The following is a 21,133-nucleotide window of genomic DNA, read 5'->3' as shown; positions in this document are numbered from 1 at the left end:
CAAAAGGCCCCGACTGAAACAGTCGGGGCCTTTTGTTTGCTTCAAGGTTTGGGCGTTGAGGCAGGAGTGGCGCTAGGAGCAGCTTGCTGAGGTGCTGGTCGCTTCTTGCGGAAGATGCGGAACGGGGCCGTAACCACAAACTTGACGCCCCGCCCAATGCCGCGGCCCGCGTCGCCTACGGCCTTGCCGAGCTGCCCGACGCCGGCATTATAGCCAAGGTGCAGCTCCATCACGCTGTTGCGCATGCGCAGCTGGGTTGGCTCCCCGTTCACTTCCACCGGGTTGGTCACGTTGGTCAGGTCGGCGTTGTAGCGCCAGCCGATGCGTACGCCGGCGTCGTTTTGGTAACCAAACCCTACGGCAAACCCATATACAAAGGCTTTGAAATCGGGCAGCACGGTTTCCGGCACGTTAGCCGTAGCCGAAATCAGGTAGCTGGCTTGCGGGCCGGCCTCGAAGAATACGTCATCCCAGTGGTATTGCAGCAGCAGGGGAATATCCGCGTAAGTCAGCCGGGCCATCAGGTTGGGGCCGTACAGCAGAGCATTATCACCCTTCATCGTGTATAGCGCCTCGGTTTGCAAGCCCCAGTTGGGCAAGCCGGCTGGTCGTAGCTGGGCCGTAATACCACCGTGGAGGCCCACTAGCCAAGAACTCTCCCGCGCATCAGGCCCTACGGCATTAGACACGTTGCCGCCAACTTTCAGCCCTAGGCGCAGCTGCTGAGCCTGGCTTGTGCTGGCTGTCAGCAGCAGGGCTGCCACCAGGCTAAGATTCTTCATGGAAAGCCGCTTCGAGGTCAAAGGCTGAGGAATGAGTTACTGAGGTAAAGCTAAGCACAGTTTCAGCAGGCCGGTAGTGTTAAGACATGAAAAAGCCCGGCCTCCACTAACGGAAACCGGGCTTTTGCAGTACGAGCGCCAATTATTTGTTGGGAATCAGATAGCCCAACGAAACCTGAAAGGCCGATTGCCGGGCATTCTTCAAGTCCCCGTCGAAGTAGGTGCCATTGTCGCTTTTCACAAAGTCGCTGAAGGCCCCGGTGTAGCGCAGGTTCAGGCTCACCCCATTTTCGGCTTGATAACCCAGGCCAGCCACGTAGCCCAGCTCGTTGCGGTTGAGGTTGCTCAGGTCCTTCTGGTCATGCGTGGTGGCCGTGTTGGTGTTGCCGGTAATGCCCGACTTGGTGGTGACCGTCGTTTCATCCTTCACGCTAAGCAGGTAGGAGTACTGCGGACCAGCCTCGAAAACCAGGCCGCTAGCATTGACCTTGAACAGCACCGGCACGTCGAGGTAGTTGTAGTTGACTTTGCCTTCGCGCTTCTGGGTGGTACCGACCAGATTTTTATACTCGGTAGGCTTGTTCTCGAAGCCTTTCTGGGAAAACAGCAGCTCGGGCTGTACCGACAGGAAACCGTCGCCGGTCAGGTCGGCATTGAGCATGAGGCCGCCCAAAAAGCCAAGTTTATTATTGTAGGTGCTTTCGTTCTGAACGTCGCCCGCCAGGTTGGAGTAATTGGCACCGGCCCGGAGCCCGAGGCGGACGCCCTGGGCACGGGAGGCACTAATCGTTGCGACCGATAGCAAAGAGGCTAAAACAATTACGGTCTTTTTCATGGGAGAAGGAATGAGGTACAAGGAAAGGGTTGAAAGCAGTCAGGCTAAAAATATGCCAAAGTGCAACTGTCCTAAAATACTTCAAACGTAAAAAAGCCCCGTTTCAGTGTGGAACGGGGCTTTTTTTGCGAAGTAAAAGCAGTTTATTTGGCTCCGAAGAGGTAGCCAACCTGAAACTGGAATACCGAGTTTTTGGCGTTTGACTGCTCTTGGCCAGCTACTTCTTTTTCAACTTTGAGCAGGCCGCCGTTGTAGCGTACACCCAAGCCAAAGCCGTTGTCAAACTCGTAGCCAACGCCGGCAATGTAGCCGAAGTCGAAACGGTTTACCCCGCTGAAGTCGCTGTCTTCGGCCGTTACGCCACCGGCCGTCAGCGTGCCCTTGCGCGATACCATGTAGCCCAGCTGCGGACCGGCTTCGAAGATCAGGCCATCGGCGTTGATCTTAGCCAAAATCGGCAGGTCGAGGTAGTGCATACGGTCTACTGACTCAAATCCGTCGCCTTTGAACTTGATGCCTTTGCCCGAGTACAGCAGTTCGGGCTGGATGGAGAAGAAGCCGTCGTCGGTGAGCGGAGCGTTCAGCATCACGCCACCGTTGGCATTCACTAGGTTCTCGTCAAACTTCTTCTGCTCGTCGGTCAAACCTGAGTAGTTAGACAGGTTGACGCCACCCTTCACGCCGAAACGAACTTGCGCTTGCGCAGTGGTCGTCAGACCTACGGCAGCTAAGATGGACAACAGGACAGTGGTCTTTTTCATGGGAGAAGGAGTGTGGTAGGAGTAAAAAGAAAGCACATCCTGGAATGCCCAGGATGTGCCCTCAAACGGAATTAAGACGGTTAGGGTATAGCTGAAGCGGAAAAAAACTTCTGCTCAGCACCAATACCCCCGATTGTCAGGCGGTTACTAGGCTTATTTTCCCAGGGGAAGCAAGTAGCCCACCTGCAGGGTAAAAGCGTTGTTGAATGCCTTCGGCTCGTTGTCCGCGTCTTTGGTGTCGATAACGGAATTGAAGCCCCGGGCATAGCGCAAACCCAGGCTCAGGCCGCCTTCGGTCATGTAGCCCAGGCCGGCTACCCCGGCAATATCGAACTGCGCCAGATCCGACTTATCGGCCTCATCCCGCGTGGCTCCGGTGTAATCCAAAAAGCCGCTGTTGTCTTCCACCTTGTCCTTGTCGCCGTTGGTGTACTTGGTGGTCGTCTGCTGCTTCACCTTCGAGCCAAACAGGTAGCTGACCTGGGGACCTAGCTCAAAGAACAGGCCGCCCGCGTTGATTTTGGCTAGCACCGGCACGTCGAGGTAATGCAGTACGCGCTGCTGCTCGGTTTCAACCTTGGCTACGCCCGCGGGCAAGCCGCTTTTCTGGGTCGACTGAATCTCGTAGCCTTTGCGGTTGTAGAGCAGTTCGGGCGCGATGGAGAAGAACCCGTCGCTGCTCACGGGCAGGCTGAAGCTCAGACCCGCGTTGTAGCCGAGCTTGTAAGAGCCAATTTCGCTGTTGTAGTTCGAGCCGGTGATTTGGGTGACGTTGTCGCCGGAGAGGTTGGAGTAGGTGGCACCCGCCTTCACACCGATGCGGAAACCGCCGGCATCTTGCGCGTAGCCAGCGGAAGCAGAGGCAAGAGCCAGGGCGAGGGCTGCGTATTTTTTCATAATCTAAGAGACAAAAGGGTGGCTAGTTCTGGGCTTTGTACAGGGGAGCAGGCAAACCCACAAAACCTGCTTTGATAACTACTAGCGCAAAGCCAGCTCCAAATGTTGCTGATGAGTACTAACTTTTCTTGGAATTAACTAAATGATAATTAGCTGGTTTCCCACAAGTCCTAACAGGCTCAACGGGTTGGGGTCCGCAGAATAACGCGGCGTTTCCGCGGCTGCTACGGTGGGTTTAGCTATTTTTGAGGAGCTTGGACTTTACTGTTGTTATGATGCTTCGCTATGGTTTGCTTGTGGTTCTGCTGGTGGTAGGCGCCTACTGCCGGGCCCAGCACTCCACTGCCACTGCTACCCGGTCTCCGCTGATTATCGGCGCCTACGCGCAAGGCAGCTTTATTATCGGCCACACGCCATCGGTTAAGCACTTGGTCGTGTCGCACCCCACCGGGCTGGAACTAAACCTGCAGCGGCAGACCAATGGGGCCGAGCCCTGGCACGCCTGGTATAAATACCCCAAAGTGGGCCTGGCGCTGGTTTACTACGACTACCACAATCCGGTGCTGGGCAAGTCGTACGCAGCCACGGTTTATATCAACAAGTCCTTTTACCGCACGGCCCGGCAAGAGCTTAACTTCCGCATCGGTACCGGCCTCGGCTTTTTCCCGATCCGCTTTGACCAGGAAACCAACCACCGCAACAACATCGTCAGCTCGCGGCTGAACGCCACGCTGCAGACCCGGCTGGAGTATGATGTGGCCCTTACGCCTCACTACGGCCTGCTCCTGGGCGTCGGGCTCAATCATTACTCCAACGGTGCTACTACCAAGCCTAATTTCGGCATCAACCTGCCCACGGTGTTCGTCGGAGTTAATTATCATCAGCAGCGCCCCTTCCGCCCCGTAAGCACGGGCCCCACGGCCGAGCCCGATGAGCTAGGGCACAACTTTCTGGATCTGAGTACTAGTCTGGGCTTTAAGCAGCGCAACGAGTCGGACCGGCGCAAGTACACCGCGCAGTCGGTGTCGGTGATGGTTGGGCGGCGCGTAAACCGCAAAAGTAACTTGGTGCTCGGCGCCGAAGGATTTTACGACCGGTCGTTGCTCGTGCAGTTGCGCGACACATCCAGCAGCGGCGAAAAGCTGCCCGACGTGAAAAAAGCCGGGGTGTTTTTCGGGCACGAACTGCTGTTTGGGCGCCTGGCTTTTGTATCCCACCTGGGCTTCTACGTCTACAATCCCTACAAGTCCAACAAGTTCTACTACGAGCGACTGGGGCTGAAGTACCAGTTCAGCCGCCACTTCTGGGGCGCCGCCGACCTAAAGATTCACCGCGGCGCGGCCGATGTCGTTGAGCTCAAAGTAGGAGCGAGGCTGTAGGTGCCGACCTGGGAATATTGTCTGAGGCTTAAGCTGCTTACCGGCTGGCCACCAGGGCCTGATTGATTCGCTTAACCAGCGCGGGCCCTTCGTAGATAAAGCCGGTGTAGAGCTGCACCAGACTTGCGCCGGCGGCCAGCTTTTCCAGCGCATCAGCAGGCGAGCTGATACCTCCTACGCCAATGATGGGTAGAGCCCCTTCCGTTTGCCGGTGCAGGTAGCGGATAACATCCGTGGCTCGCTGCCGCAGGGGCTTGCCACTCAGCCCGCCCGCCCCAATGCTGGTTAGGTGGTCGGGGGTGGTTTGCAGATTGTCCCGCGCAATGGTGGTATTGGTTGCTACCAGCCCACTAAGCTTGGTTTCGGCAGCAATGGTCAGGATGTCATCAAGCTGACCATCGGTAAGGTCGGGCGCGATTTTAAGAAGCAAGGGCTTGGGGCGGGCTTTAGCAAGGTTGACTTCCTGCACCTGCTGCAGCAGCTTGATCAGCGGCTCCTTTTCCTGCAGCTGCCGTAGGTTGGGCGTATTAGGCGAGCTGACGTTTACGACGAAATAGTCGACAGTATCAAACAGGGCCTCGAAGCTAGCTATGTAATCGTCGGCGGCCTGCTCATTAGGAGTGTCCTTGTTCTTGCCGATGTTGCCGCCGATAAGCATGGTGGAGCGGCGCTGACGTAAGCGTTGGGCAGCGGCGGTGGCTCCGGCATTGTTAAAGCCCATCCGGTTAATCAGGGCCTCGTCCTGCTTGAGCCGAAACAGGCGCGGGCTGGGGTTGCCGGGCTGGGGCCTCGGCGTCACCGTCCCGATTTCCACAAAGCCAAAACCCAAGGCCGACAGCTCATCGGTCAGTTCGGCATTCTTATCAAAGCCGGCCGCTAGGCCCACCGGGTTCCGAAATTTCAGCCCAAATACTTCCCGTTCTAGTTGCGGGTGGGTGAAGTCGTAGAGACTACGTAACAAGGCAGGCATGCCGGGTAGGCGGTTGCTACGCCGGAGGTTGTCGAAAACAAAGTGGTGCGCCTGTTCCGCGTCGAGCTGGAAGAGCAGGGGTTTAAGTAAGGCTTTGTACATAGGGGCCACAGAGTATCCGGTTGCAAAGCTCTTACTTATTCCGGTGGATTACTGCCTGTCAACTAATAATCAATGTTAAGTTTTTTGATGAAATTATAGTGCTGATACTAAGTGGTATAAATGAATATGGGTGAAAATTATGCAAACTTGCTTTTCCAAAATTTGGACAATAGCCCTGTTTCTGCCACTTTTGCAACCCCGAAACGCCAAACCTGTTTAGCCATCGGGAACTGATTCTGTAGCTCAGCTGGTAGAGCAATACACTTTTAATGTATGGGTCCTGGGTTCGAATCCCAGCGGGATCACCAAAGCCCGGTCTGCACTGCGCAGACCGGGCTTTTTCGTTGGGGCCAGTTCCGGACCTCGCTTCGCCTAAAATGGTCAAAGTAGCGGCCGCTCAATTAGCCAGCCCAGCCTTCCCGATCGAGGCTACGGTATTGAATCGCTTCGGCCAGGTGCTCTAATTCAATGGTTTCGGAGCCGCCCAGGTCGGCAATGGTGCGGGCAACTTTCAGAATCCGGTCATAGGCCCGGGCCGAAAGCCCCAGGCGCTCCATGGCCGTTTTGAGCAGGGCCCGGCCCGCATCGCCAATCTGGCATAGCTCTTTTACCATCTGTGAAGGCATCATGGCGTTGGAGTGAATCTCGGGAAATTCCTCAAAGCGGGCGGCCTGCACCTCCCGGGCCTTCTCGACCCGCCGCTGAATATTCTCGCTGGTTTCGGCTTTGAGTGTTGCCGTCATCTGGTCGAAGGTCACGGGCGTTACTTCCACGTGCAGGTCGATACGGTCGAGCAGCGGGCCGCTGACTTTGTTGAGGTAGCGCTGCACCACGCCTGGGCCGCACACGCACTCCTTTTCGGGGTGGTTGTAGTAGCCGCAGGGGCAGGGGTTCATGCTGGCAATAAGCATGAAATTCGACGGAAAGTCGATGCTGACTTTGGCCCGGGAAATGGTCACGCGGCGCTCCTCCAAGGGCTGGCGCATTACTTCCAGCACGGTGCGCTTAAACTCCGGTAGCTCATCCAGAAACAGCACTCCGTTATGAGCCAAGGAAATTTCGCCCGGTTGGGGGTTGCCGCCCCCGCCTACCAGGGCCACGTCGGAAATGGTGTGGTGCGGGGCTCGGAAAGGACGCGTAGTAAGCAGCGAGGCATTGGCCCCGAGCTTGCCCGCTACGGAGTGAATCTTAGTTGTTTCCAGTGCCTCGTGAATCGACAGGGGCGGCAGGATGCTGGGCAGGCGCTTGGCCAGCATCGTTTTGCCCGCGCCCGGTGGGCCTATCATAATGACGTTGTGTCCGCCAGCAGCGGCTATTTCCAGGGCCCGCTTGATGTTTTCCTGGCCCTGCACGTCGGCAAAGTCGGCCGCGTACTGATTTACGGTGCTCTGGAACACGGTGCGGGTATCCAGCGTCAGAGGCTCAATGGCTAAGCGACCTTCGAAAAAGTCGATGGCCTGCTGCATATTTTCCACCGGGATAACGTCCAGGTTATTCACGATGGCAGCTTCCTGGGCGTTGGCCCGGGGCAGCAGAATACCTTTGAAGCCCTCCTTGCGGGCCTGGATAGCAATGGGCAGTACCCCGCGAATCGGACGCAGCTCCCCATCCAGGGCCAGTTCGCCCATGATAACGTAGTCGCCCAGCTTGTCGGTGGTTAGCTGCTGGGAGGCGTGCAAGATGCCCAGGGCAATGGGCAAGTCGTAGGCCGAGCCTTCTTTGCGGATATCGGCCGGAGCCATGTTTACCACCACTTTGGTGCGCGGCATCCGGTAACCCCGAATCTTAAGGGCCGCTTCGATGCGCTGCTGGCTTTCCTTGATGGCATTGTCGGCTAGGCCGACCACGTAAAAATTGGTGCCCTGGGAGACGACGACTTCAATGGTGATAGTATTGGCATTCACGCCCTGCACGGCCGAGCCATACGTTTTGGTAAGCATAGGGAGGTAAGGATACGTCAGGTAAATATTCAGTGGCTAAGATAGGGGAGTAACCGACGAGTAACACGAAAAAAGCCAGCCCCGGATGGAGCTGGCTGAAAATGGTTGGACGGCCGGTTTGGAAGCGGCTTACTGAGCTTCGGCTACCAGCTGCTCAATCAGCATAATCAGGATGTGGATGGCTTTAATGTGGATTTCCTGGACCCGGTCGGCAAAGCCGTGGTGGGGCGCCCGGATTTCTACGTCGCTCAAGGCCGCCAATAAACCGCCATCTTTGCCCGTGAGGCTTACTACGCGCAGGCCGCTGGCTTTGGCCGCTTCGGCAGCGCGTAGCACGTTGGGGGAGTTGCCGCTGGTGCTGATGGCCAGCAGCACGTCGCCGGGGCGGCCCAGGGCCTGCACATAGCGGCTGAAGACGTGCTCGTAGCCGTAATCGTTGGCCACGCAGCTCATGTGCGAGGCTTCGGTGAGGGCAATGGCTCCCAAGGCGGGCCGGTCGAGGCGGTAACGGCCGCTGAGTTCCTCGGCAAAGTGCTGAGCGTCGCAGAGGGAGCCGCCGTTGCCGCAGCTCAGGATTTTGCCGCCCTGCTGCAGGCTTTGGGCCATCAGGCGGGCAGCTTGTTCGATGCGCGAGAGGTTTTCGGGGTCAGCCAGAAAACGGTCGAGCACGGTACGCGCTTCGGTTAGCTCGGCGCGGATGAGGTCAGTTAGCGGTGCAGTCACGCCGTAAAGTTACAACCCTGCCCGATTGTCGGAGTTGGGACCAGGGTTCGGAGTAATAATTGTGTTAGGCTGCTGCACCGGGGCATTCAGCAGGCTGGGGTCTTGCTGGGGAAAAGTGGGGTGTTCCACGTCGTGGCCGGGCACGACGGTGCCCGCCGGTACGTGGGTCGTCGTCGTGGTCGTCGTCACGGGCTCCGACTGGTAGATAGTTGTGGCGCCGGGCGTGGTGGCAACAGGAGCGGTAGCCACGCTGCGCTGCTGAAATTCCCGCTCGCGCTGCTCAATCTGCTGGTCGTAGAGCTTGGCCTTGAGCTCGTTGATTTTGCCGTTGAGCACGGCTGTTTCGCGGCGCAGCAGGGCGCTGTCCATGTTTTCGGTGATGAGGTGCAAGGCCAGCAATACGGCCCCAATGATGAAGAGCGTGTTGTAGAACGTGGCCAGGCCGGCGTCACCGCTCAGGTTGAAGGCTGAGGCGAGGGTGTCGCGGGTAGCCGGGCTGAAGATCAGCAGCAAGGCCAGCAGCAAGTACACCATGACCAGAATGGTAACAAGTCGTTTCAGAGCAAGCATAGGAAGGAGGGCTAGAGGTCCGGGTAAGCCGGCGCAGTTTCTTGGAAGAACCGGATTGGCTGGCTAAATATAGCGTTTTGCCAATCTTGAGTCGGGAAACCTGTGCGGCGACCTGCGCATAAACGCAAACCAGCCTGCCACAGTTGGCTTGGCTGGTTTTGGCTTCCTGTTACGCCCTCTGCTACAACGGCAGTACCCCGTTGGTCTGCATTGAGTTGAGGCGCTGATACACGCCACCGTCGCGCCGTAACAATTCCTCGTGGGTGCCCCGCTCCACAATGCGCCCCTGTTGCAAGACCACAATTTCGTCGGCATGCTGAATGGTGCTCAGGCGGTGGGCAATCACCAGAGAGGTGCGGTTTTGCATCAGGCGCGTCAGGGCTTCCTGCACCAGCTTCTCCGATTCGGTGTCGAGGGCGGAAGTGGCTTCGTCCAGAATCAGAATGGGCGGGTTGCGCAGAATGGCCCTTGCGATGCTCAGGCGCTGACGCTGCCCACCCGAGAGGCGGCTGCCCCGGTCGCCGATATACGTGTGGTAGCCTTCCGGGGCCTTGACGATAAACTCGTGGGCATTGGCAATCTTGGCGGCCTCAATGACCTGTTCGTCGGTGGCCTCGGTGTTGAAGCGGATGTTGTTGAAAATCGTGTCGTTGAACAGGATGCTTTCCTGAGTCACGATGCCCATCTGGTCGCGCACGGAGTGAATGGTACAGTCGCGCACCTCATGGCCGTCGATGAGGATCTGGCCGCCGGTGGGGTCGTAGAAGCGGGGCAACAGGTCGGCCAGCGTCGATTTGCCCCCGCCCGATGGGCCCACCAGGGCTACGGTTTTGCCCTTGGGAATTACCAGGTTGATGTCGTGCAGCACGGGCGTATCGCCGTAGCTGAACTGCAGGTTGCGCAGCTCAATCTGGTGCTGGAAGCTGGGCAACACCTGGGCAGCGGGCTTGTCGCGGATGGCCGGCTCGGTGTCGATGATGCTGAGCACCCGCTCGCCGGCTACCAGGCCGCGCTGAATGTTGCCAAACGACGACGACAAGGACTTGGCCGGCGTGAGCACCTGCGAAAACATGATGATGTAGGTAATAAACGAGGCGCCTTCCAGGGTGGAGGTACCACCCAGAATCAGGGTGCCGCCGTAGTAGAGCAGGCCCGCTACCACCATCACGCCCGCAAACTCGGAAAAGGGCGAGGCCAGGTCCCGGATGTTGTCCATGCGGCGGGCCGTAACGGCGTACTGGTCGTTTTGCTCCTCAAACTTGCCTTTGATGTACTCCTGGGCATTGAAGGCCTTGATGACGCGGATACCGCCCAGCGTCTCGTCAATCACCGACATCATGTAGCCCAGGGTGCTCTGGCTGGTTTTGGCCTGGGTGCGCAGGCGCTTGGTTAGCACGGCTATCATGCCCCCCGAAATAGGGAGCAGGACCAAGGAAAACAGCGTCAGCTTGACCGACATGTAAAACAGCACCACGAAGTAGGCCACGATGTAGAGCGGGTCGCGCACGACGGCCTGCAGCGTGTTGACCACCGAGACTTCTACTTCCTGCACGTCGTTGGTGAAGCGCGACATCAGGTCGCCCTTGCGCTCGGTGGCAAAGTAGCCCAGCTGCAGCTGAATCACGCGGTAGTAGAGCTCCCGGCGCAGGTTGCGAATCACCCGGATGCGGACCTTGGAGGCCAGGCGCAAACTCAGGTAGCGGAACACATTGCTGAAAAACACCGACGACACCAGCACCAGACACACAAACAGCAGGGCGCCCATCTTGCCCTGCGTGGCAATGACCTGGGAGAAGAAATAATTGAATGTACCCGTCACGTACTCCAGGGTCAGGGCAAAGTCGGGCAGCTGGGTGGGAGCTTCAAGCTGCACCTTGCCCGTTTTGTCGAACAGCAGATTTAGCATCGGCACCATCAGGGCGAAGTTGCCGAGGCTGAAAAAGATACCCAGCAGGGTGTAAAGCAGGTATACCGGCACCACGTTGGAAAAGGGCCGGGCATACTGCAGAATGCGGAGGTAGGTCTTCATTAGAAAGCGTAGGGGCGTACGTTAGCTAGGACGCCGGAACTCGGCAATTACTTCAATCAGGCCGCGAATGTGGGCGTTGAAGGCCGGTAGTTCCTCGGCCGGCACCCACAATTCATTGTGCTGCGGGTCGCCCACGTTCTGCACCGGAAACTTGTGCCTGTAAGCCGAATCAAGGGCAAAGCGCACCACGTAGCCCACGCCGTAGAAGGGCACGTTCCAGTCGCGGCTGATCTGCACGGCGTACTCTTCGTTGAGCACCGGATAGAAGATCGGCTGCTCGGGCAGACGGGGCGGAAATTCGCGCCACCCCGCTTGGGCAATCAAGTCGAGCTCCTGCTGATTGACGGGCCGGTAGAGAAGAGTGGTAGCAGACATAGTGCAGGAGCAGGTAAACCAAAGAGCGGCAAAGGTAACCCCGATTCTGGTTGCGGCCCAGGCAACCATTTATCCGGGCGCATTCGAGTGGCTAGGTAGAACGGCTCTTCTTCTACCACGGCGTTTCCCGCCTTTTTCTGCCCCCACTCCTATGGACCGTAAAGAATTTATCCAACTCTTCGGCTTTGGTGCCGCTGCAGTATTAGCCACCGGCTGCCTGGGCGGCTGTTCCAGCAGCAAAGATTCGGACCCCGCGCCCGGCGGAAACGGCGGCGGTGGGTCCGGTACCACGGATGTCGACTTCACCCTCGACCTGACCGACCCGGCCAATGCGGCCTTGAACGACCCGGCCCGGGGCTTTGTGTACGGGGCCAGCAACAAGGTTATTGTTGCCAAGCTGACCAACGGCAACTACATCGCCGTGCAGGCGCCCTGCACTCACGAAGGCTTTACCATTGTGTTTGAGGCCAGCGTTGAAAGCTTCCGCTGCCCCAGCCACGGCTCCATGTTCAATTCGGATGGTACCGTGGCCAATGGCCCCGCCAGCCGGGCCTTGAAGAAATACACCGTGACGCGCACGGGCAATTCGTTGCGGATAACGGGGTGAGGCAGTCCCGCCTAACGCAACAAGCCCGGAGTAGCTACTCGCGCAGCTACTCCGGGCTTGTTGTTTACTTTACAGGCTCGGCTTAAAACTCGTGCAGGCGCTGAGCAATATTCCAGCGCAAGGACACGGAAGCAAAGGTTTCGGTGCCGTTGCCTACCGCCTCGACCGTGCCGGTCTGGCGGCGCACAATCTGCTTGGCGTCGAGCCAGAGGTTGTGCTTCACCTGGTAGCTGGCCGTCAGGTCGAGGTGGGCGAGCTTGGTGGTATTGCCCTGGCCCACGGTGTTGCCATACTCCTGCACCCGGGTATTGTAGGTTTTGAGCACGTTGCTGCCGTAGTTCTGAGCCTCCACATCCTTATTCTCCAAATCGAGGCCCTGCTTGACATAGAAGGCTTTGGCTACTACGTTGAGGCGGGGCAGGGGCTGGTAGCTCACGATGCCAAGCAGCTCGTAGAGGTTGGCGCCCATGGGGTGGGCCAGGGGCTGGCGGTAGTGCTGGTAGTTGCGAAACCGGTCTTCGTGCTGGTAGGTGTAGGGCCGGATGTAGTTGAACTCGGCCTGCACATCCAGATTCCGGATGCCGGCCACGTCGATGTACTTGCCGCCCAGCTGGAAGGCCTGCTTGTTGGCCCACCAGCCATTGCCGGCCCGCACGTTGCTCACCACCAGCTCGTCGAGCACCACTTGGCCGTAGAGCTGGCCGCGCCGCAGAATGTTCCACTTGAAATCGAGGCCCAGGATGGCATTGTCCTCGGAGCCGACCTGCTGCTCGATGCTGCGGTAGAAGATAATCGGGTTCAGGTACTGCAACTCGAAGCGGCCCCGGCCCCGGGCAAACATCACCGACTCGAACACCCCCACGTTGAAGGTCGGGGTCACGTCGAGGCTCAGGTGGTGCAGAGCCATATACTTTTTAGGGTATATCTGGTCCTGCTCCTTCCGGTCGGCCGTCAGCTCGGCAAACAGGTTCTGGTAGTTGAATTTCCAGATGCGCGTGTTGAGCTTCAAAAAGAAGTAGGGCGCCGAGTAATCCGACAAGATCAACGAGCGGTAGCCGTTGCCGATAAAGTTCCGGTCGTGGCCCAGCTGCACGTTGATGTGCTTGGTCGCCGCGTACGTCAGGTAACCGCGGGCCGAGAGAAAGTCGTACTGGCCGGGGTTGTTTTTAAATGGCTTCCAATATCCCTCGTGGGGCACAATGGTGTCGCGGGCAATGCGGTTCAGCACGTACTCGGGCACGGCCATCTGATTGTCGGCCACGAAGGTGTAGAAGCCCAGCCGCTCATCGACGGTGCCTTCTACCTGCACCCCGCGGGTATTGATGTAGCGCAGTCCGTCACTGTCGCTGTCTTTACCCAGCTGAAAATGCACCACCGGATTGACGCGCAGAGTGAAGTCGGGAGTCTGCACGTGAAACAGGTCCGACTGATTGCGGTAGAAATAGGTCAGGAAGCTCTTTTTGCTTTCGTTGAGCGCGGCGCCCTGGGCCAAGTAGTTCCAGTTGTCGCGGGCCAGATACTCGGCGTTAAACCGGTCGGCCGCCGACAGGGAAGCCGCCCTGGCGCTGTCGTTGAGCGTTCTTTCGGCCAACCGGGCCACGCCGGCCCGGTGGTAGGGCCGCACGGCCGTGTAGGGGTCACCCAGCGAATCGGGGCCGTACTTAATGGCGTAGCGGTCGATAAGACGGTAGATATCCTGGTCGAGGGGCACGTAGGTACTGCCCTGGCTGTAGGCGCTGCGCAGGCTCGGGCCGGGGCTGGCCGGGGCCGGGCGGGGCGCTGGCGTCGCTACGGCGGCCGGAGCAGTGGGAGCCGCGGGGTCAGCGGGCTTGGGGGCCGCCGGTTGCTTGTCTTTGCCCGCCTGCTTGGGGTCCAGGGGATGGTCAAAAATCAGCCAGACAGCATCAGGGTCTTTGGCCGGGGGCGGGGTGGTTTGGGCCACAGCCTGGCGGGAGAGCAAACCCAGCGCCGACAAGAAAAGGATGAGCGGTTTTTTCATAAAGAACGGGAGGCCGCGTTTCTGGTGGGAGCACCCGGCGGGGCAAACCTACGCAGTTCGACGGTGGGAGTTGAGGGCAGACTTAAAACTAACGCGGTGACTCCGGATTCCCGTACGTTTGAGCGGGGCTTCTACTACCGCTCCAAAGCGGTACACCCGGGTAGATTGCCCTACTTTTACGTGCTCTTCTTCCAGCCTGACCAGTTCACCTTGCTGCTGCACTACCTCACTTTTTCTGAACTCGACCTGGCGGCCTGGGACGCCTGCGTGGCCGCCGCCGAGCAAGCCGTGCCCTACGCCCAATCGGCCTGGCTGCGGGCTACGGCCGGCCGCTGGAGCGCCGTGGTAGAGCGCAACGAGGCGACGGGCCAGTATCTGTCGGTGCTGCCGCTGCCCCTGAAGCGGCGGCCCTGGGGGCGGCAGGTTTACCAGCCGGCATTTACCCAGCAGCTAGGCCTGTTAACTACTGCCGGCAGCTGCCACCGCAACCTGAGCGAGTACCTGGCCGCGGCGGCGGGGCAGTTTAGGCAAGTTTACCTACAGCTCAATACGGCGAATGAGCCGCCGGTTTTGCCAACCGACTTTCGGGTTGCCAGTCGCCAAACCTACTGCCTGCCTCTGCAAGCCAGCTACGAAACCCTGCACCGGGGCTACACGGCCGACTACCGCCGCCGCCTGCGCCTCAATCAGCAACTGGAGCAGCCGTTGCAGGTTAGGGAAACTCACTCGGCCGCGGCGCTGCTGCGGCTGTTTCGGGAGCACAAAGGTGGGGAAGTATCCAGCCTCAAAACCCGCCACTACCGGCAGCTAGAGCAGCTTATACGTAATCTCCAGGACCTGGGCCAGGCCCGGATTCTGGAGCTAAAGGCTCCCACCACCGGCGAGTTGCTGGCCGGAGCACTGTTTGTTGTAACGCCGCGGGTTATTATCTATCTGTTTGCGGCGGCTTCCCCGGCCGGTAAAAAAGCGGGTGCTCCGCTGCTGCTGCTCAACCACATGATTCAGGACTACGCCGCCACCCCGGGCCTGGTGCTCGACTTCGAGGGCGGCATGATTCCCTCAATTGCCCGTTTTTTTGCCAACTTCGGGGCCCGGCCCGTTCCGTACGCGGCTCTCACCCTTACCCGCCAGCCCTGGTATCTGTCATGGAAACGCTAAAGACCCCTTCCGCAAGTCCTGCCGACCGCGTCCGTATTGTGTGCGCCGAACCTTCCATTGCCAACCATTTTCTGGCCGAGCTGCGCGACGTGGATGTGCAGCGCGACAGTCTGCGTTTTCGCCGCAACCTGCAGCGCCTGGGTGAAATCATTGCCTACCGGATCAGCTCCCAGCTCAGCTATACCGAAAAAGTGGTCCAGACGCCCCTGGCCGAGTCGAGCAGCAAGCAGCTGCGCGACTTTCCCGTGCTGGCTACCGTGCTGCGCGCCGGGCTGCCTTTTCACCAGGGTTTTCTAAACTACTTCGACCAGTCGCCCAGCGCCTTCGCCGCCGCTTACCGCATCGAGGGCACTTCGCAGGTGCAGGTGCAGGTTGATTACCTGTCGGCGCCCAATCTCGACGAGCGGGTGCTGATTCTGGCCGACCCCATGCTGGCCAGCGGCAAATCGTTGGTTCAAACCTACCGGGCCATGCTGCGCTTTGGCCAGCCCCGGCAGGTGCACATTGCCGCCGTTATTGCCTCGCCCGAGGGCGTCGACTACGTGACCCGCGAAATTCCGGAGGCCACCTTGTGGGTCGCGGCCGTCGACGACCACCTCAACGAGCAGGCCTACATCGTACCCGGCCTAGGCGACGCCGGCGACTTGTCGTACGGCAGCAAATTGTAATGCTGCCGTAACCTCGGAACTAATTACGCGGGCGTCTACCTCTTATCTTTACGCCATTGTAGTTTCCTAAGCCCCGAAAACGCCGTGTTGCCTCACCTTGCCAAATACGCTTCCGTTTTCCTGCTGAGCATGGTTAAGTTCTTTGGAGGCCCTTTGGCGGGCATATCCCTCGGGCTCAATTTTTTTCAGACGCTGGGCCTGACCGTGGCGGGTATGATGACGACAGTCGTCGTCGTTTCGGGCGTGGGGCGCATGTGGGCCCTGCACCAGCGCCAGCGCCGCGAAGACAAGGGTAAGCCTCTCTTTAGCAAGCGCAGCCGCCGCATTGTGGGCATCTTCCGCCGCTTCGGCATGCCCGGCATTGCCTTCCTGACGCCGGTGTTGTTTAGCCCGATTGGCGGCACCGTCATTGCCACCCAATTGCACGTGCCGCGCTGGCGCATTCTGCTGCACATGCTCTGGAGCGCCCTGTTCTGGGGCTCGGTCCTGACGCTGCTCACGGTAAAATTCAGCCACCTGCCGTTCTTCCACCGGTAATCAGCATCAAGCCTACTACGCAAAGCCTTGTTGCGCGAGCAGCAGGGCTTTTTTGCTGGCCGCCAATCCAAAAATACCCACTTCTAGGTATTGTAAAGGCCTCGCCGAATACGGTAGTTTTGTCGGCTTACTATACGCCCACTACGCTGTATTCAACCGCTTGAGTAAGAGTTGGACAGCTTTTTCACCTACTGCATTTTCACTTCACATTACTTGCCTTATGCCCACTTCTCCTCAACAGTTTTTTTTTGGTGTCCTGAGCCTATTGGCTGTAGCGACTATCGATGCGCAGGCCCAGGTACGGCCCGCTGCCAAGAAATTGCCTTTCCATGTCGGCGTCAGCAAGCGGGGTGCTAAAGCTACTACCGCTTCCGAAGCCCTACGTGGCATTAATACTACCATAACCCGGCCTCGGCAGAGCATGCGGTATTCTTGGGATGTTACGACCAATAAATGGGCGTATCCCTACAAGCAGGAGTATTCCTATGATGCAGCGGGCCGCCTGACCCAGGAAACCCAGCGCGACTCGGCCTTCAGTTCCCCTTCTTCCAGGACGCTTATTGCCTACAATGCGCAAGGCCTGGAAACATCGTATATCAATCAGTTCTGGAATGGCAACGCCTGGGAGAATGGCTACCGCTACTTGTCGATGTACGATGAGCGGGGAAATCAGACAGAGTCGCTAAGCCAGGAGTGGAAGAACGGCAGTTGGGTAACTACGGACGGCAGCCAGACGGTGTATACCTACAATGCGGCCGGCGTTATTACCGAAGCAGTGTATAAAGATCTGGAAAACGGAAATTTCGTTCAGGAGGACCGCCAGCTCTTCACCCTGACCAACGGACAGTGGAGCAGTATCCTGTATCAGGTGTGGGATAATGGGGCTTGGGTAACTGAGGAGCGCATCGTTGATATCGTTTGGCACGATTGGGCTAAACAGCAACCTGCTTCCTACCGGGAGCAAGATTTTAATGGCTCCAGCTTCGTGGATAATGAACGTAACAGCATTACCTACAGCGCCAACGGCAGCACAGTCGATATAGAACAGGAATACACCGGTACTGGCTGGGTCAACGAAAGCCGCAGCTCCGAGTTGAAGGATAACTTCGGCAACGACCTGGGCTATACCGAAGAAGCCTGGGAAAACAATGCCTGGACCCTGGAATACGGCTCCCGGAACCTGCTGTACTACAACGCTAACAACGCGGTGGTGCGAGAAGTACAGCAGAGATATGGCAGCTCTGGCCGGTGGGAAAATGATAGCCGCATCAGCTATTTCGACTTCCTGACCATCACCCTGGCCAACCGCAACGCCGCCCTGGAAGCCCAGAGCGCACTGTATCCCAACCCAGCCAGTGGCGTCGTGACGCTGGAAGTAGCGGGCCTTTCGAAGGCAGAAGCTGCCAGCGGGGAAGTACGCAACGCCCTAGGCCAGCTGGTACACAGCTTCTCGGCCCAGCCCCAGGCCGGCAAGCTCAGCACCCAGCTCGATCTGAGCAATCTGAAGTCGGGCGTGTACACCGTGCGTCTGCAAACCAGCGAAGGTGCCGTCGTGAAGCGCGTAGTACGCAACTAGCTCTTTTTACACTCCCTATTGCAACCAAAAGGCCTCACCAGTACTGGTGAGGCCTTTTGCGTGTACTTCAGGTCGGCGCTGGGCCTTACCGGCTACGGCGGGCGTTGCGTAGCTTGGCCGCGCCCTTGGCTGCCGGCGACTGGCTCCGGCCCGGAGAAGCCCGCTTCTTTTTGCCTTTCTGGCTGCGGTTGGGGCCTTCCACGTAGGGCAGGCCGGTGCGCTTATCAATGTCCTTTTGCAGCGGGGTTTTCTTGTCGTGGAAGGCGCCCTGGTACTCGGGGTCCAGCTTTTTGCGCCGGTCGTCGATTTCGCGGGCCATGCTTTGCTTCTCGTCGAACATGGTTTGCATGACCTTGACGTCGGCGGGCAGGGGCAGTTCCGGAATGGGCTGGTTGATGAGCTCCTCGATGCGGCCGATGTGGTGCATTTCGGCTTCGTTGGCGAAGGTAATGGCCGCCCCCGTGTGCTGGGCCCGGCCCGTGCGCCCAATGCGGTGCACATAATCGTCGTACACCAGCGGCACGTCGAAGTTGATAACGTGGCTTACCTGGGGCACGTCGATGCCACGGGCGGCCACGTCGGTAGCCACCAGAAAGCGCAGTTCCCCATTGCGGAAGGCTTCCATGGCGTTGATGCGCACGTTCTGGCCCTTGTTGCCGTGGATAGCCCGTACTTCACCCTCCACCTTACGACCCAGAAAGTGCGACACGTTTTCGGCGTGCTCCTTGGTGCGGCAGAAAATCATGACCCGGTTGAAGGTTTCCTTGTCCTTGAGCAAATAGCCCAGCAGGTTGATTTTGGTGAGTAGGTTGGGCACCCGGTACAGGGTCTGGGCCACGTTCTGGGCCGAGGTAGCGGCCGGCGTTACCTCCACCCGCATCGGGAACTCCAGGAATTCCTCGCTCAGCTTCACTACCCGCTCGGGCATCGTGGCCGAAAACAGCGCGTTTTGACGCTTGCGCGGAATAACTTCCAGGATGGCGCGAATCTGGGGCATAAAGCCCATGTCCATCATCTTGTCGGCCTCGTCCAGCACCAGCGTCTTGAGCTCCTTGAACACCAGGGCGCCTTTCAGATACAGCTCCATCAGGCGGCCGGGCGTGGCAATGAGGATGTCGACGCCCGCGGCCAGGGTTTCAATCTGGGTTTTGGGCCCCAGGCCCCCGTAGATGGCCAGGATCCGCAGGTCGGTGTACACGGCCAGCTTTTTCAGGTGGGTTTCAATCTGCATGGCCAACTCCCGGGTGGGAGCCAAGATCAAACCGCGCGGGTGAGTCCCCTGGGCGTATTTCACCTTCATGAGCAGGGGCAGGCCGAAGGCAGCCGTCTTACCGGTGCCGGTTTGGGCAATGCCCAGCACGTCGTGGCCGGCCAGCAGCAGTGGAATGGTTTGCTCCTGCACAGGGGTGGGCTGCTCAAAACCGGCTTCCGCCACGGCGTTGAGAAGCTGTTTATTGAGCTTGAAATCGGCAAAAGTGAGCGGCTGCGGCGTATCAGACATGACAAAAATTCCTAATGGGAGGGCAAAGGTACGGGGAATATAGCCAGCAAAGTGTCTGGGACTCATTATATAACTCCTTGGCTGGCAGGTGGGCCACAAAAAAACGCGCAAAAATATTTGCAAATAGCCCCGCAACCTTTACTTTTGTGCCTACAATACCAACCTGGTAGATATAGCTCAGCTGGTTAGAGCGTCGGATTGTGATTCCGAAGGTCGTGGGTTCGAACCCCATTATTTACCCACACGGAAGTCCCCGGAGAGAAATTTCCGGGGACTTTTTTTGTTCTTTGTGCCGTTGTGTACCCAACGGCATCTTGCTGAAACCCCATTTATTCCCCTGACTATGAGTTTGGTCGTAATCGGTTCGGTAGCGTTCGACGCCCTGGAAACGCCTTTTGGCAAAACCGACAAAATCATCGGTGGCGCGGCCACCTACATCAGCCTGTCGGCTTCGTATTCGCTGAAGCCCGTGAAGCTGGTTGCCGTTGTCGGCGACGATTTCCCGCAGTCCGACATTCTGCTGCTGCAAGAGCACGGCGTGGATACCGAAGGCCTGCAAATCAAGGAAGGGGAGAAGTCCTTTTTCTGGTCGGGCAAGTACTCGACGGACCTGAACTCGCGCGAAACCCTGACCACGGAGCTCAACGTGCTGGCCGATTTCGACCCCATCATTCCCGACTCTTACCAGGACTGCAAGTACCTGATGCTGGGCAACCTGGCGCCGGCCGTGCAGCGCCTCGTGATTCAGCGCCTCGTGAACCGCCCCAAGCTGATTGTGATGGACACGATGAACTTCTGGATGGACGTGGCCCTCGATGATCTGATGGCTACCATCGAAATGGTGGACGTGCTCAGCATTAACGATGAGGAAGCCCGGCAGCTGAGCGGGGAGTACTCCCTGGTGAAAGCCGCCAAGAAAATCATGGGCTTCGGTCCTAAGTTTCTCATCATCAAGAAAGGGGAGCATGGGGCCTTGCTGTTCCACAAGAACAAGATTTTCTACGCCCCGGCCCTGCCCCTGGAGGAAGTATTCGACCCGACCGGCGCCGGCGACACCTTTGCCGGGGGCTTCATCGGCTACTTGGCCGCCACCGACGACATCAGCTTCGACAATATGAAGCGCGCCGTGATTCACGGCTCGGCCATGGCCTCGTTCTGCGTCGAGAAGTTCGGCACCGAGCGGCTGCTGAACCTGACCAAAGAGCAGCTGGAAGCCCGCGAGAAGCAGTTTGCCGACCTGGTGGAAGTTATTCCCGCTACCTCGGCCCAGCCCGCGTAAGCAGAAAGCTCATCATTTTTCAAGAAAACCTGCGGGCCTGTCAAAGGGTCGGCAGGTTTTTTTATGGGCTGTCGGACACAACCAATTGCTGCTCGGGTGGGTACAATACCTAGAATCTTCTCACCTAAGCCTTTACTGCCATGAGCAAGCATCAAGATAAAGCCCCAACCAATTCTGAGAAATCGAGCAAGCAGATGGGTACACCTAACGGCCCGGAGAATGTGACGCCCAATGCCACTCCCGTGGACCCCGAAACCCGGGCCCACTCTAACAGCGGTGGCACCCAGGTGCAGAATGTGAATCAGAATGGTCTCAACCAAGCCGGCAACCCGACCAAGAATAACACGCCCGGTGGTGGCAACAACGAAGAGCAGCGCACGTCGCAGGCCAACAAGCCCCGCCATAATCCCAACCCCAGCCAGTTCGACTCCAAGTAAACACTGGC

20 protein-coding genes and 2 tRNA genes are annotated in these 21,133 nt (G+C 58.4%); 10 read left to right on the top strand and 12 right to left on the bottom strand.

From position 1 onward, the window contains the following. Window positions 1–41 precede the first annotated feature (41 nt). The 4 genes from E5K02_RS15425 to E5K02_RS15410 all read right to left on the bottom strand — a co-directional run bounded on the left by E5K02_RS15425 (window position 42) and on the right by E5K02_RS15410 (window position 3,275). Window positions 42–782 (bottom strand): porin family protein, encoded by a 741-nt coding sequence (locus E5K02_RS15425; RefSeq protein ID WP_135396089.1) that lies wholly within the window; start codon window positions 780–782, stop codon window positions 42–44. Between the two features lie 142 nt (window positions 783–924). Further along, window positions 925–1,617 carry a porin family protein gene (locus tag E5K02_RS15420; RefSeq protein ID WP_135396087.1) on the bottom strand — a complete coding sequence of 231 codons (693 nt, stop codon included), beginning with the start codon at window positions 1,615–1,617 and terminating at the stop codon, window positions 925–927. 143 nt (window positions 1,618–1,760) lie between these two features. Then, window positions 1,761–2,378 (bottom strand): porin family protein, encoded by a 618-nt coding sequence (locus E5K02_RS15415; protein WP_135396085.1) that lies wholly within the window; start codon window positions 2,376–2,378, stop codon window positions 1,761–1,763. A gap of 153 nt (window positions 2,379–2,531) precedes the next feature. After that, window positions 2,532–3,275 carry a porin family protein gene (locus tag E5K02_RS15410; RefSeq protein WP_135396083.1) on the bottom strand — a complete coding sequence of 248 codons (744 nt, stop codon included), beginning with the start codon at window positions 3,273–3,275 and terminating at the stop codon, window positions 2,532–2,534. A gap of 272 nt (window positions 3,276–3,547) precedes the next feature. Between E5K02_RS15410 and E5K02_RS15405 the strand changes: the two genes are divergently transcribed. Next, window positions 3,548–4,654 (top strand): acyloxyacyl hydrolase, encoded by a 1,107-nt coding sequence (locus E5K02_RS15405; protein WP_135396081.1) that lies wholly within the window; start codon window positions 3,548–3,550, stop codon window positions 4,652–4,654. 37 nt (window positions 4,655–4,691) lie between these two features. On the opposite strand, the gene E5K02_RS15400 is transcribed toward E5K02_RS15405, so the two are convergent. Beyond that, window positions 4,692–5,726: a quinone-dependent dihydroorotate dehydrogenase gene (locus E5K02_RS15400; RefSeq protein ID WP_135396079.1), complete on the bottom strand. Its 1,035-nt coding sequence runs from the start codon at window positions 5,724–5,726 to the stop codon at window positions 4,692–4,694. 232 nt (window positions 5,727–5,958) lie between these two features. Between E5K02_RS15400 and E5K02_RS15395 the strand changes: the two genes are divergently transcribed. Next, window positions 5,959–6,034: transfer RNA gene (locus E5K02_RS15395), tRNA-Lys, on the top strand. A 93-nt stretch (window positions 6,035–6,127) separates the two neighbouring features. Here E5K02_RS15395 and E5K02_RS15390 read toward each other — a convergent pair. The 5 genes from E5K02_RS15390 to E5K02_RS15370 form a co-directional block, all read right to left on the bottom strand. Beyond that, a complete protein-coding gene (locus tag E5K02_RS15390) occupies window positions 6,128–7,666 on the bottom strand; it encodes a YifB family Mg chelatase-like AAA ATPase (RefSeq protein ID WP_135396077.1) in 1,539 nt (512 codons plus the stop codon). Between the two features lie 129 nt (window positions 7,667–7,795). Beyond that, on the bottom strand, window positions 7,796–8,389 hold the full coding sequence (gene lpcA / locus E5K02_RS15385; RefSeq protein WP_135396075.1) for a D-sedoheptulose 7-phosphate isomerase: 594 nt from the start codon (window positions 8,387–8,389) through the stop codon (window positions 7,796–7,798). 9 nt (window positions 8,390–8,398) lie between these two features. Next, window positions 8,399–8,959, bottom strand: coding sequence for a hypothetical protein (locus tag E5K02_RS15380; RefSeq protein ID WP_135396073.1), 561 nt, complete (start codon window positions 8,957–8,959; stop codon window positions 8,399–8,401). A gap of 181 nt (window positions 8,960–9,140) precedes the next feature. Next, complete coding sequence (locus E5K02_RS15375) at window positions 9,141–10,988, bottom strand: ABC transporter ATP-binding protein (protein ID WP_135396071.1); 1,848 nt, start codon at window positions 10,986–10,988, stop codon at window positions 9,141–9,143. A 21-nt stretch (window positions 10,989–11,009) separates the two neighbouring features. Continuing rightward, complete coding sequence (locus tag E5K02_RS15370; RefSeq protein ID WP_135396069.1) at window positions 11,010–11,363, bottom strand: hypothetical protein; 354 nt, start codon at window positions 11,361–11,363, stop codon at window positions 11,010–11,012. Between the two features lie 151 nt (window positions 11,364–11,514). Here E5K02_RS15370 and E5K02_RS15365 point away from each other — a divergent pair, with 151 nt between their 5' ends. Further along, window positions 11,515–11,970, top strand: a complete 456-nt coding sequence (locus E5K02_RS15365; RefSeq protein ID WP_135396067.1) for a QcrA and Rieske domain-containing protein — start codon at window positions 11,515–11,517, stop codon at window positions 11,968–11,970. Window positions 11,971–12,052: 82 nt separating this feature from the next. Here E5K02_RS15365 and E5K02_RS15360 read toward each other — a convergent pair whose 3' ends face one another. Continuing rightward, window positions 12,053–13,969 carry a capsule assembly Wzi family protein gene (locus E5K02_RS15360; RefSeq protein ID WP_167856427.1) on the bottom strand — a complete coding sequence of 639 codons (1,917 nt, stop codon included), beginning with the start codon at window positions 13,967–13,969 and terminating at the stop codon, window positions 12,053–12,055. 165 nt (window positions 13,970–14,134) lie between these two features. Here E5K02_RS15360 and E5K02_RS15355 point away from each other — a divergent pair, with 165 nt between their 5' ends. The 4 genes from E5K02_RS15355 (at window position 14,135) to E5K02_RS15340 (ending at window position 17,908) form a co-directional block, all read left to right on the top strand. Then, the gene (locus E5K02_RS15355) at window positions 14,135–15,127 is read left to right on the top strand and encodes a GNAT family N-acetyltransferase (protein ID WP_167856430.1); all 993 of its coding nucleotides are present in this window, start codon (window positions 14,135–14,137) and stop codon (window positions 15,125–15,127) included. Next, the gene (gene upp / locus E5K02_RS15350) at window positions 15,115–15,795 is read left to right on the top strand and encodes a uracil phosphoribosyltransferase (protein WP_135396061.1); all 681 of its coding nucleotides are present in this window, start codon (window positions 15,115–15,117) and stop codon (window positions 15,793–15,795) included. Before E5K02_RS15355 ends, upp begins: the two co-directional genes overlap by 13 nt. 129 nt (window positions 15,796–15,924) lie before the next feature. Next, window positions 15,925–16,332: a hypothetical protein gene (locus E5K02_RS15345; RefSeq protein ID WP_240737298.1), complete on the top strand. Its 408-nt coding sequence runs from the start codon at window positions 15,925–15,927 to the stop codon at window positions 16,330–16,332. A gap of 421 nt (window positions 16,333–16,753) precedes the next feature. Continuing rightward, window positions 16,754–17,908, top strand: a complete 1,155-nt coding sequence (locus E5K02_RS15340) for a T9SS type A sorting domain-containing protein (RefSeq protein WP_167856429.1) — start codon at window positions 16,754–16,756, stop codon at window positions 17,906–17,908. A gap of 85 nt (window positions 17,909–17,993) precedes the next feature. Here the strand turns inward: E5K02_RS15340 and E5K02_RS15335 are convergent, their stop codons facing one another. Next, complete coding sequence (locus E5K02_RS15335) at window positions 17,994–19,409, bottom strand: DEAD/DEAH box helicase (RefSeq protein WP_135396058.1); 1,416 nt, start codon at window positions 19,407–19,409, stop codon at window positions 17,994–17,996. A gap of 166 nt (window positions 19,410–19,575) precedes the next feature. On the opposite strand from E5K02_RS15335, the gene E5K02_RS15330 reads away from it, so the two are divergent. The 3 genes from E5K02_RS15330 to E5K02_RS15320 all read left to right on the top strand — a co-directional run bounded on the left by E5K02_RS15330 (window position 19,576) and on the right by E5K02_RS15320 (window position 21,125). After that, window positions 19,576–19,649, top strand: a tRNA-His gene (locus tag E5K02_RS15330). A gap of 103 nt (window positions 19,650–19,752) precedes the next feature. Then, window positions 19,753–20,688: a PfkB family carbohydrate kinase gene (locus tag E5K02_RS15325; RefSeq protein ID WP_135396057.1), complete on the top strand. Its 936-nt coding sequence runs from the start codon at window positions 19,753–19,755 to the stop codon at window positions 20,686–20,688. A gap of 140 nt (window positions 20,689–20,828) precedes the next feature. After that, the gene (locus E5K02_RS15320; RefSeq protein WP_135396055.1) at window positions 20,829–21,125 is read left to right on the top strand and encodes a hypothetical protein; all 297 of its coding nucleotides are present in this window, start codon (window positions 20,829–20,831) and stop codon (window positions 21,123–21,125) included. The last annotated feature ends 8 nt before the right edge of the window (window positions 21,126–21,133 follow it).

It is taken from the genome of Hymenobacter metallicola (genome assembly GCF_004745645.1).
Classification (GTDB): Bacteria; Bacteroidota; Bacteroidia; order Cytophagales; family Hymenobacteraceae; genus Hymenobacter; species Hymenobacter metallicola.
Note: the sequence above shows the minus strand (reverse complement) of the source record. Positions and strands in the feature narration are given on the sequence as shown.

Excerpts from the sequence above, each read along its gene's own strand:
- upp (WP_135396061.1), top strand. The coding sequence starts at position 15,115 with ATGGAAACGCTAAAGACCCCTTCCGCAAGTCCTGCCGACCGCGTCCGT.
- E5K02_RS15335 (WP_135396058.1), bottom strand. The coding sequence starts at position 19,409 with ATGTCTGATACGCCGCAGCCGCTCACTTTTGCCGATTTCAAGCTCAAT.
- E5K02_RS15375 (WP_135396071.1), bottom strand. The coding sequence starts at position 10,988 with ATGAAGACCTACCTCCGCATTCTGCAGTATGCCCGGCCCTTTTCCAAC.
- E5K02_RS15325 (WP_135396057.1), top strand. The coding sequence starts at position 19,753 with ATGAGTTTGGTCGTAATCGGTTCGGTAGCGTTCGACGCCCTGGAAACG.
- E5K02_RS15420 (WP_135396087.1), bottom strand. The coding sequence starts at position 1,617 with ATGAAAAAGACCGTAATTGTTTTAGCCTCTTTGCTATCGGTCGCAACG.
- E5K02_RS15400 (WP_135396079.1), bottom strand. The coding sequence starts at position 5,726 with ATGTACAAAGCCTTACTTAAACCCCTGCTCTTCCAGCTCGACGCGGAA.
- E5K02_RS15415 (WP_135396085.1), bottom strand. The coding sequence starts at position 2,378 with ATGAAAAAGACCACTGTCCTGTTGTCCATCTTAGCTGCCGTAGGTCTG.
- E5K02_RS15405 (WP_135396081.1), top strand. The coding sequence starts at position 3,548 with ATGATGCTTCGCTATGGTTTGCTTGTGGTTCTGCTGGTGGTAGGCGCC.
- E5K02_RS15425 (WP_135396089.1), bottom strand. The coding sequence starts at position 782 with ATGAAGAATCTTAGCCTGGTGGCAGCCCTGCTGCTGACAGCCAGCACA.
- E5K02_RS15360 (WP_167856427.1), bottom strand. The coding sequence starts at position 13,969 with ATGAAAAAACCGCTCATCCTTTTCTTGTCGGCGCTGGGTTTGCTCTCC.
- E5K02_RS15345 (WP_240737298.1), top strand. The coding sequence starts at position 15,925 with ATGGTTAAGTTCTTTGGAGGCCCTTTGGCGGGCATATCCCTCGGGCTC.
- E5K02_RS15340 (WP_167856429.1), top strand. The coding sequence starts at position 16,754 with ATGCGGTATTCTTGGGATGTTACGACCAATAAATGGGCGTATCCCTAC.
- E5K02_RS15410 (WP_135396083.1), bottom strand. The coding sequence starts at position 3,275 with ATGAAAAAATACGCAGCCCTCGCCCTGGCTCTTGCCTCTGCTTCCGCT.
- E5K02_RS15320 (WP_135396055.1), top strand. The coding sequence starts at position 20,829 with ATGAGCAAGCATCAAGATAAAGCCCCAACCAATTCTGAGAAATCGAGC.
- E5K02_RS15380 (WP_135396073.1), bottom strand. The coding sequence starts at position 8,959 with ATGCTTGCTCTGAAACGACTTGTTACCATTCTGGTCATGGTGTACTTG.
- E5K02_RS15370 (WP_135396069.1), bottom strand. The coding sequence starts at position 11,363 with ATGTCTGCTACCACTCTTCTCTACCGGCCCGTCAATCAGCAGGAGCTC.
- E5K02_RS15365 (WP_135396067.1), top strand. The coding sequence starts at position 11,515 with ATGGACCGTAAAGAATTTATCCAACTCTTCGGCTTTGGTGCCGCTGCA.
- E5K02_RS15390 (WP_135396077.1), bottom strand. The coding sequence starts at position 7,666 with ATGCTTACCAAAACGTATGGCTCGGCCGTGCAGGGCGTGAATGCCAAT.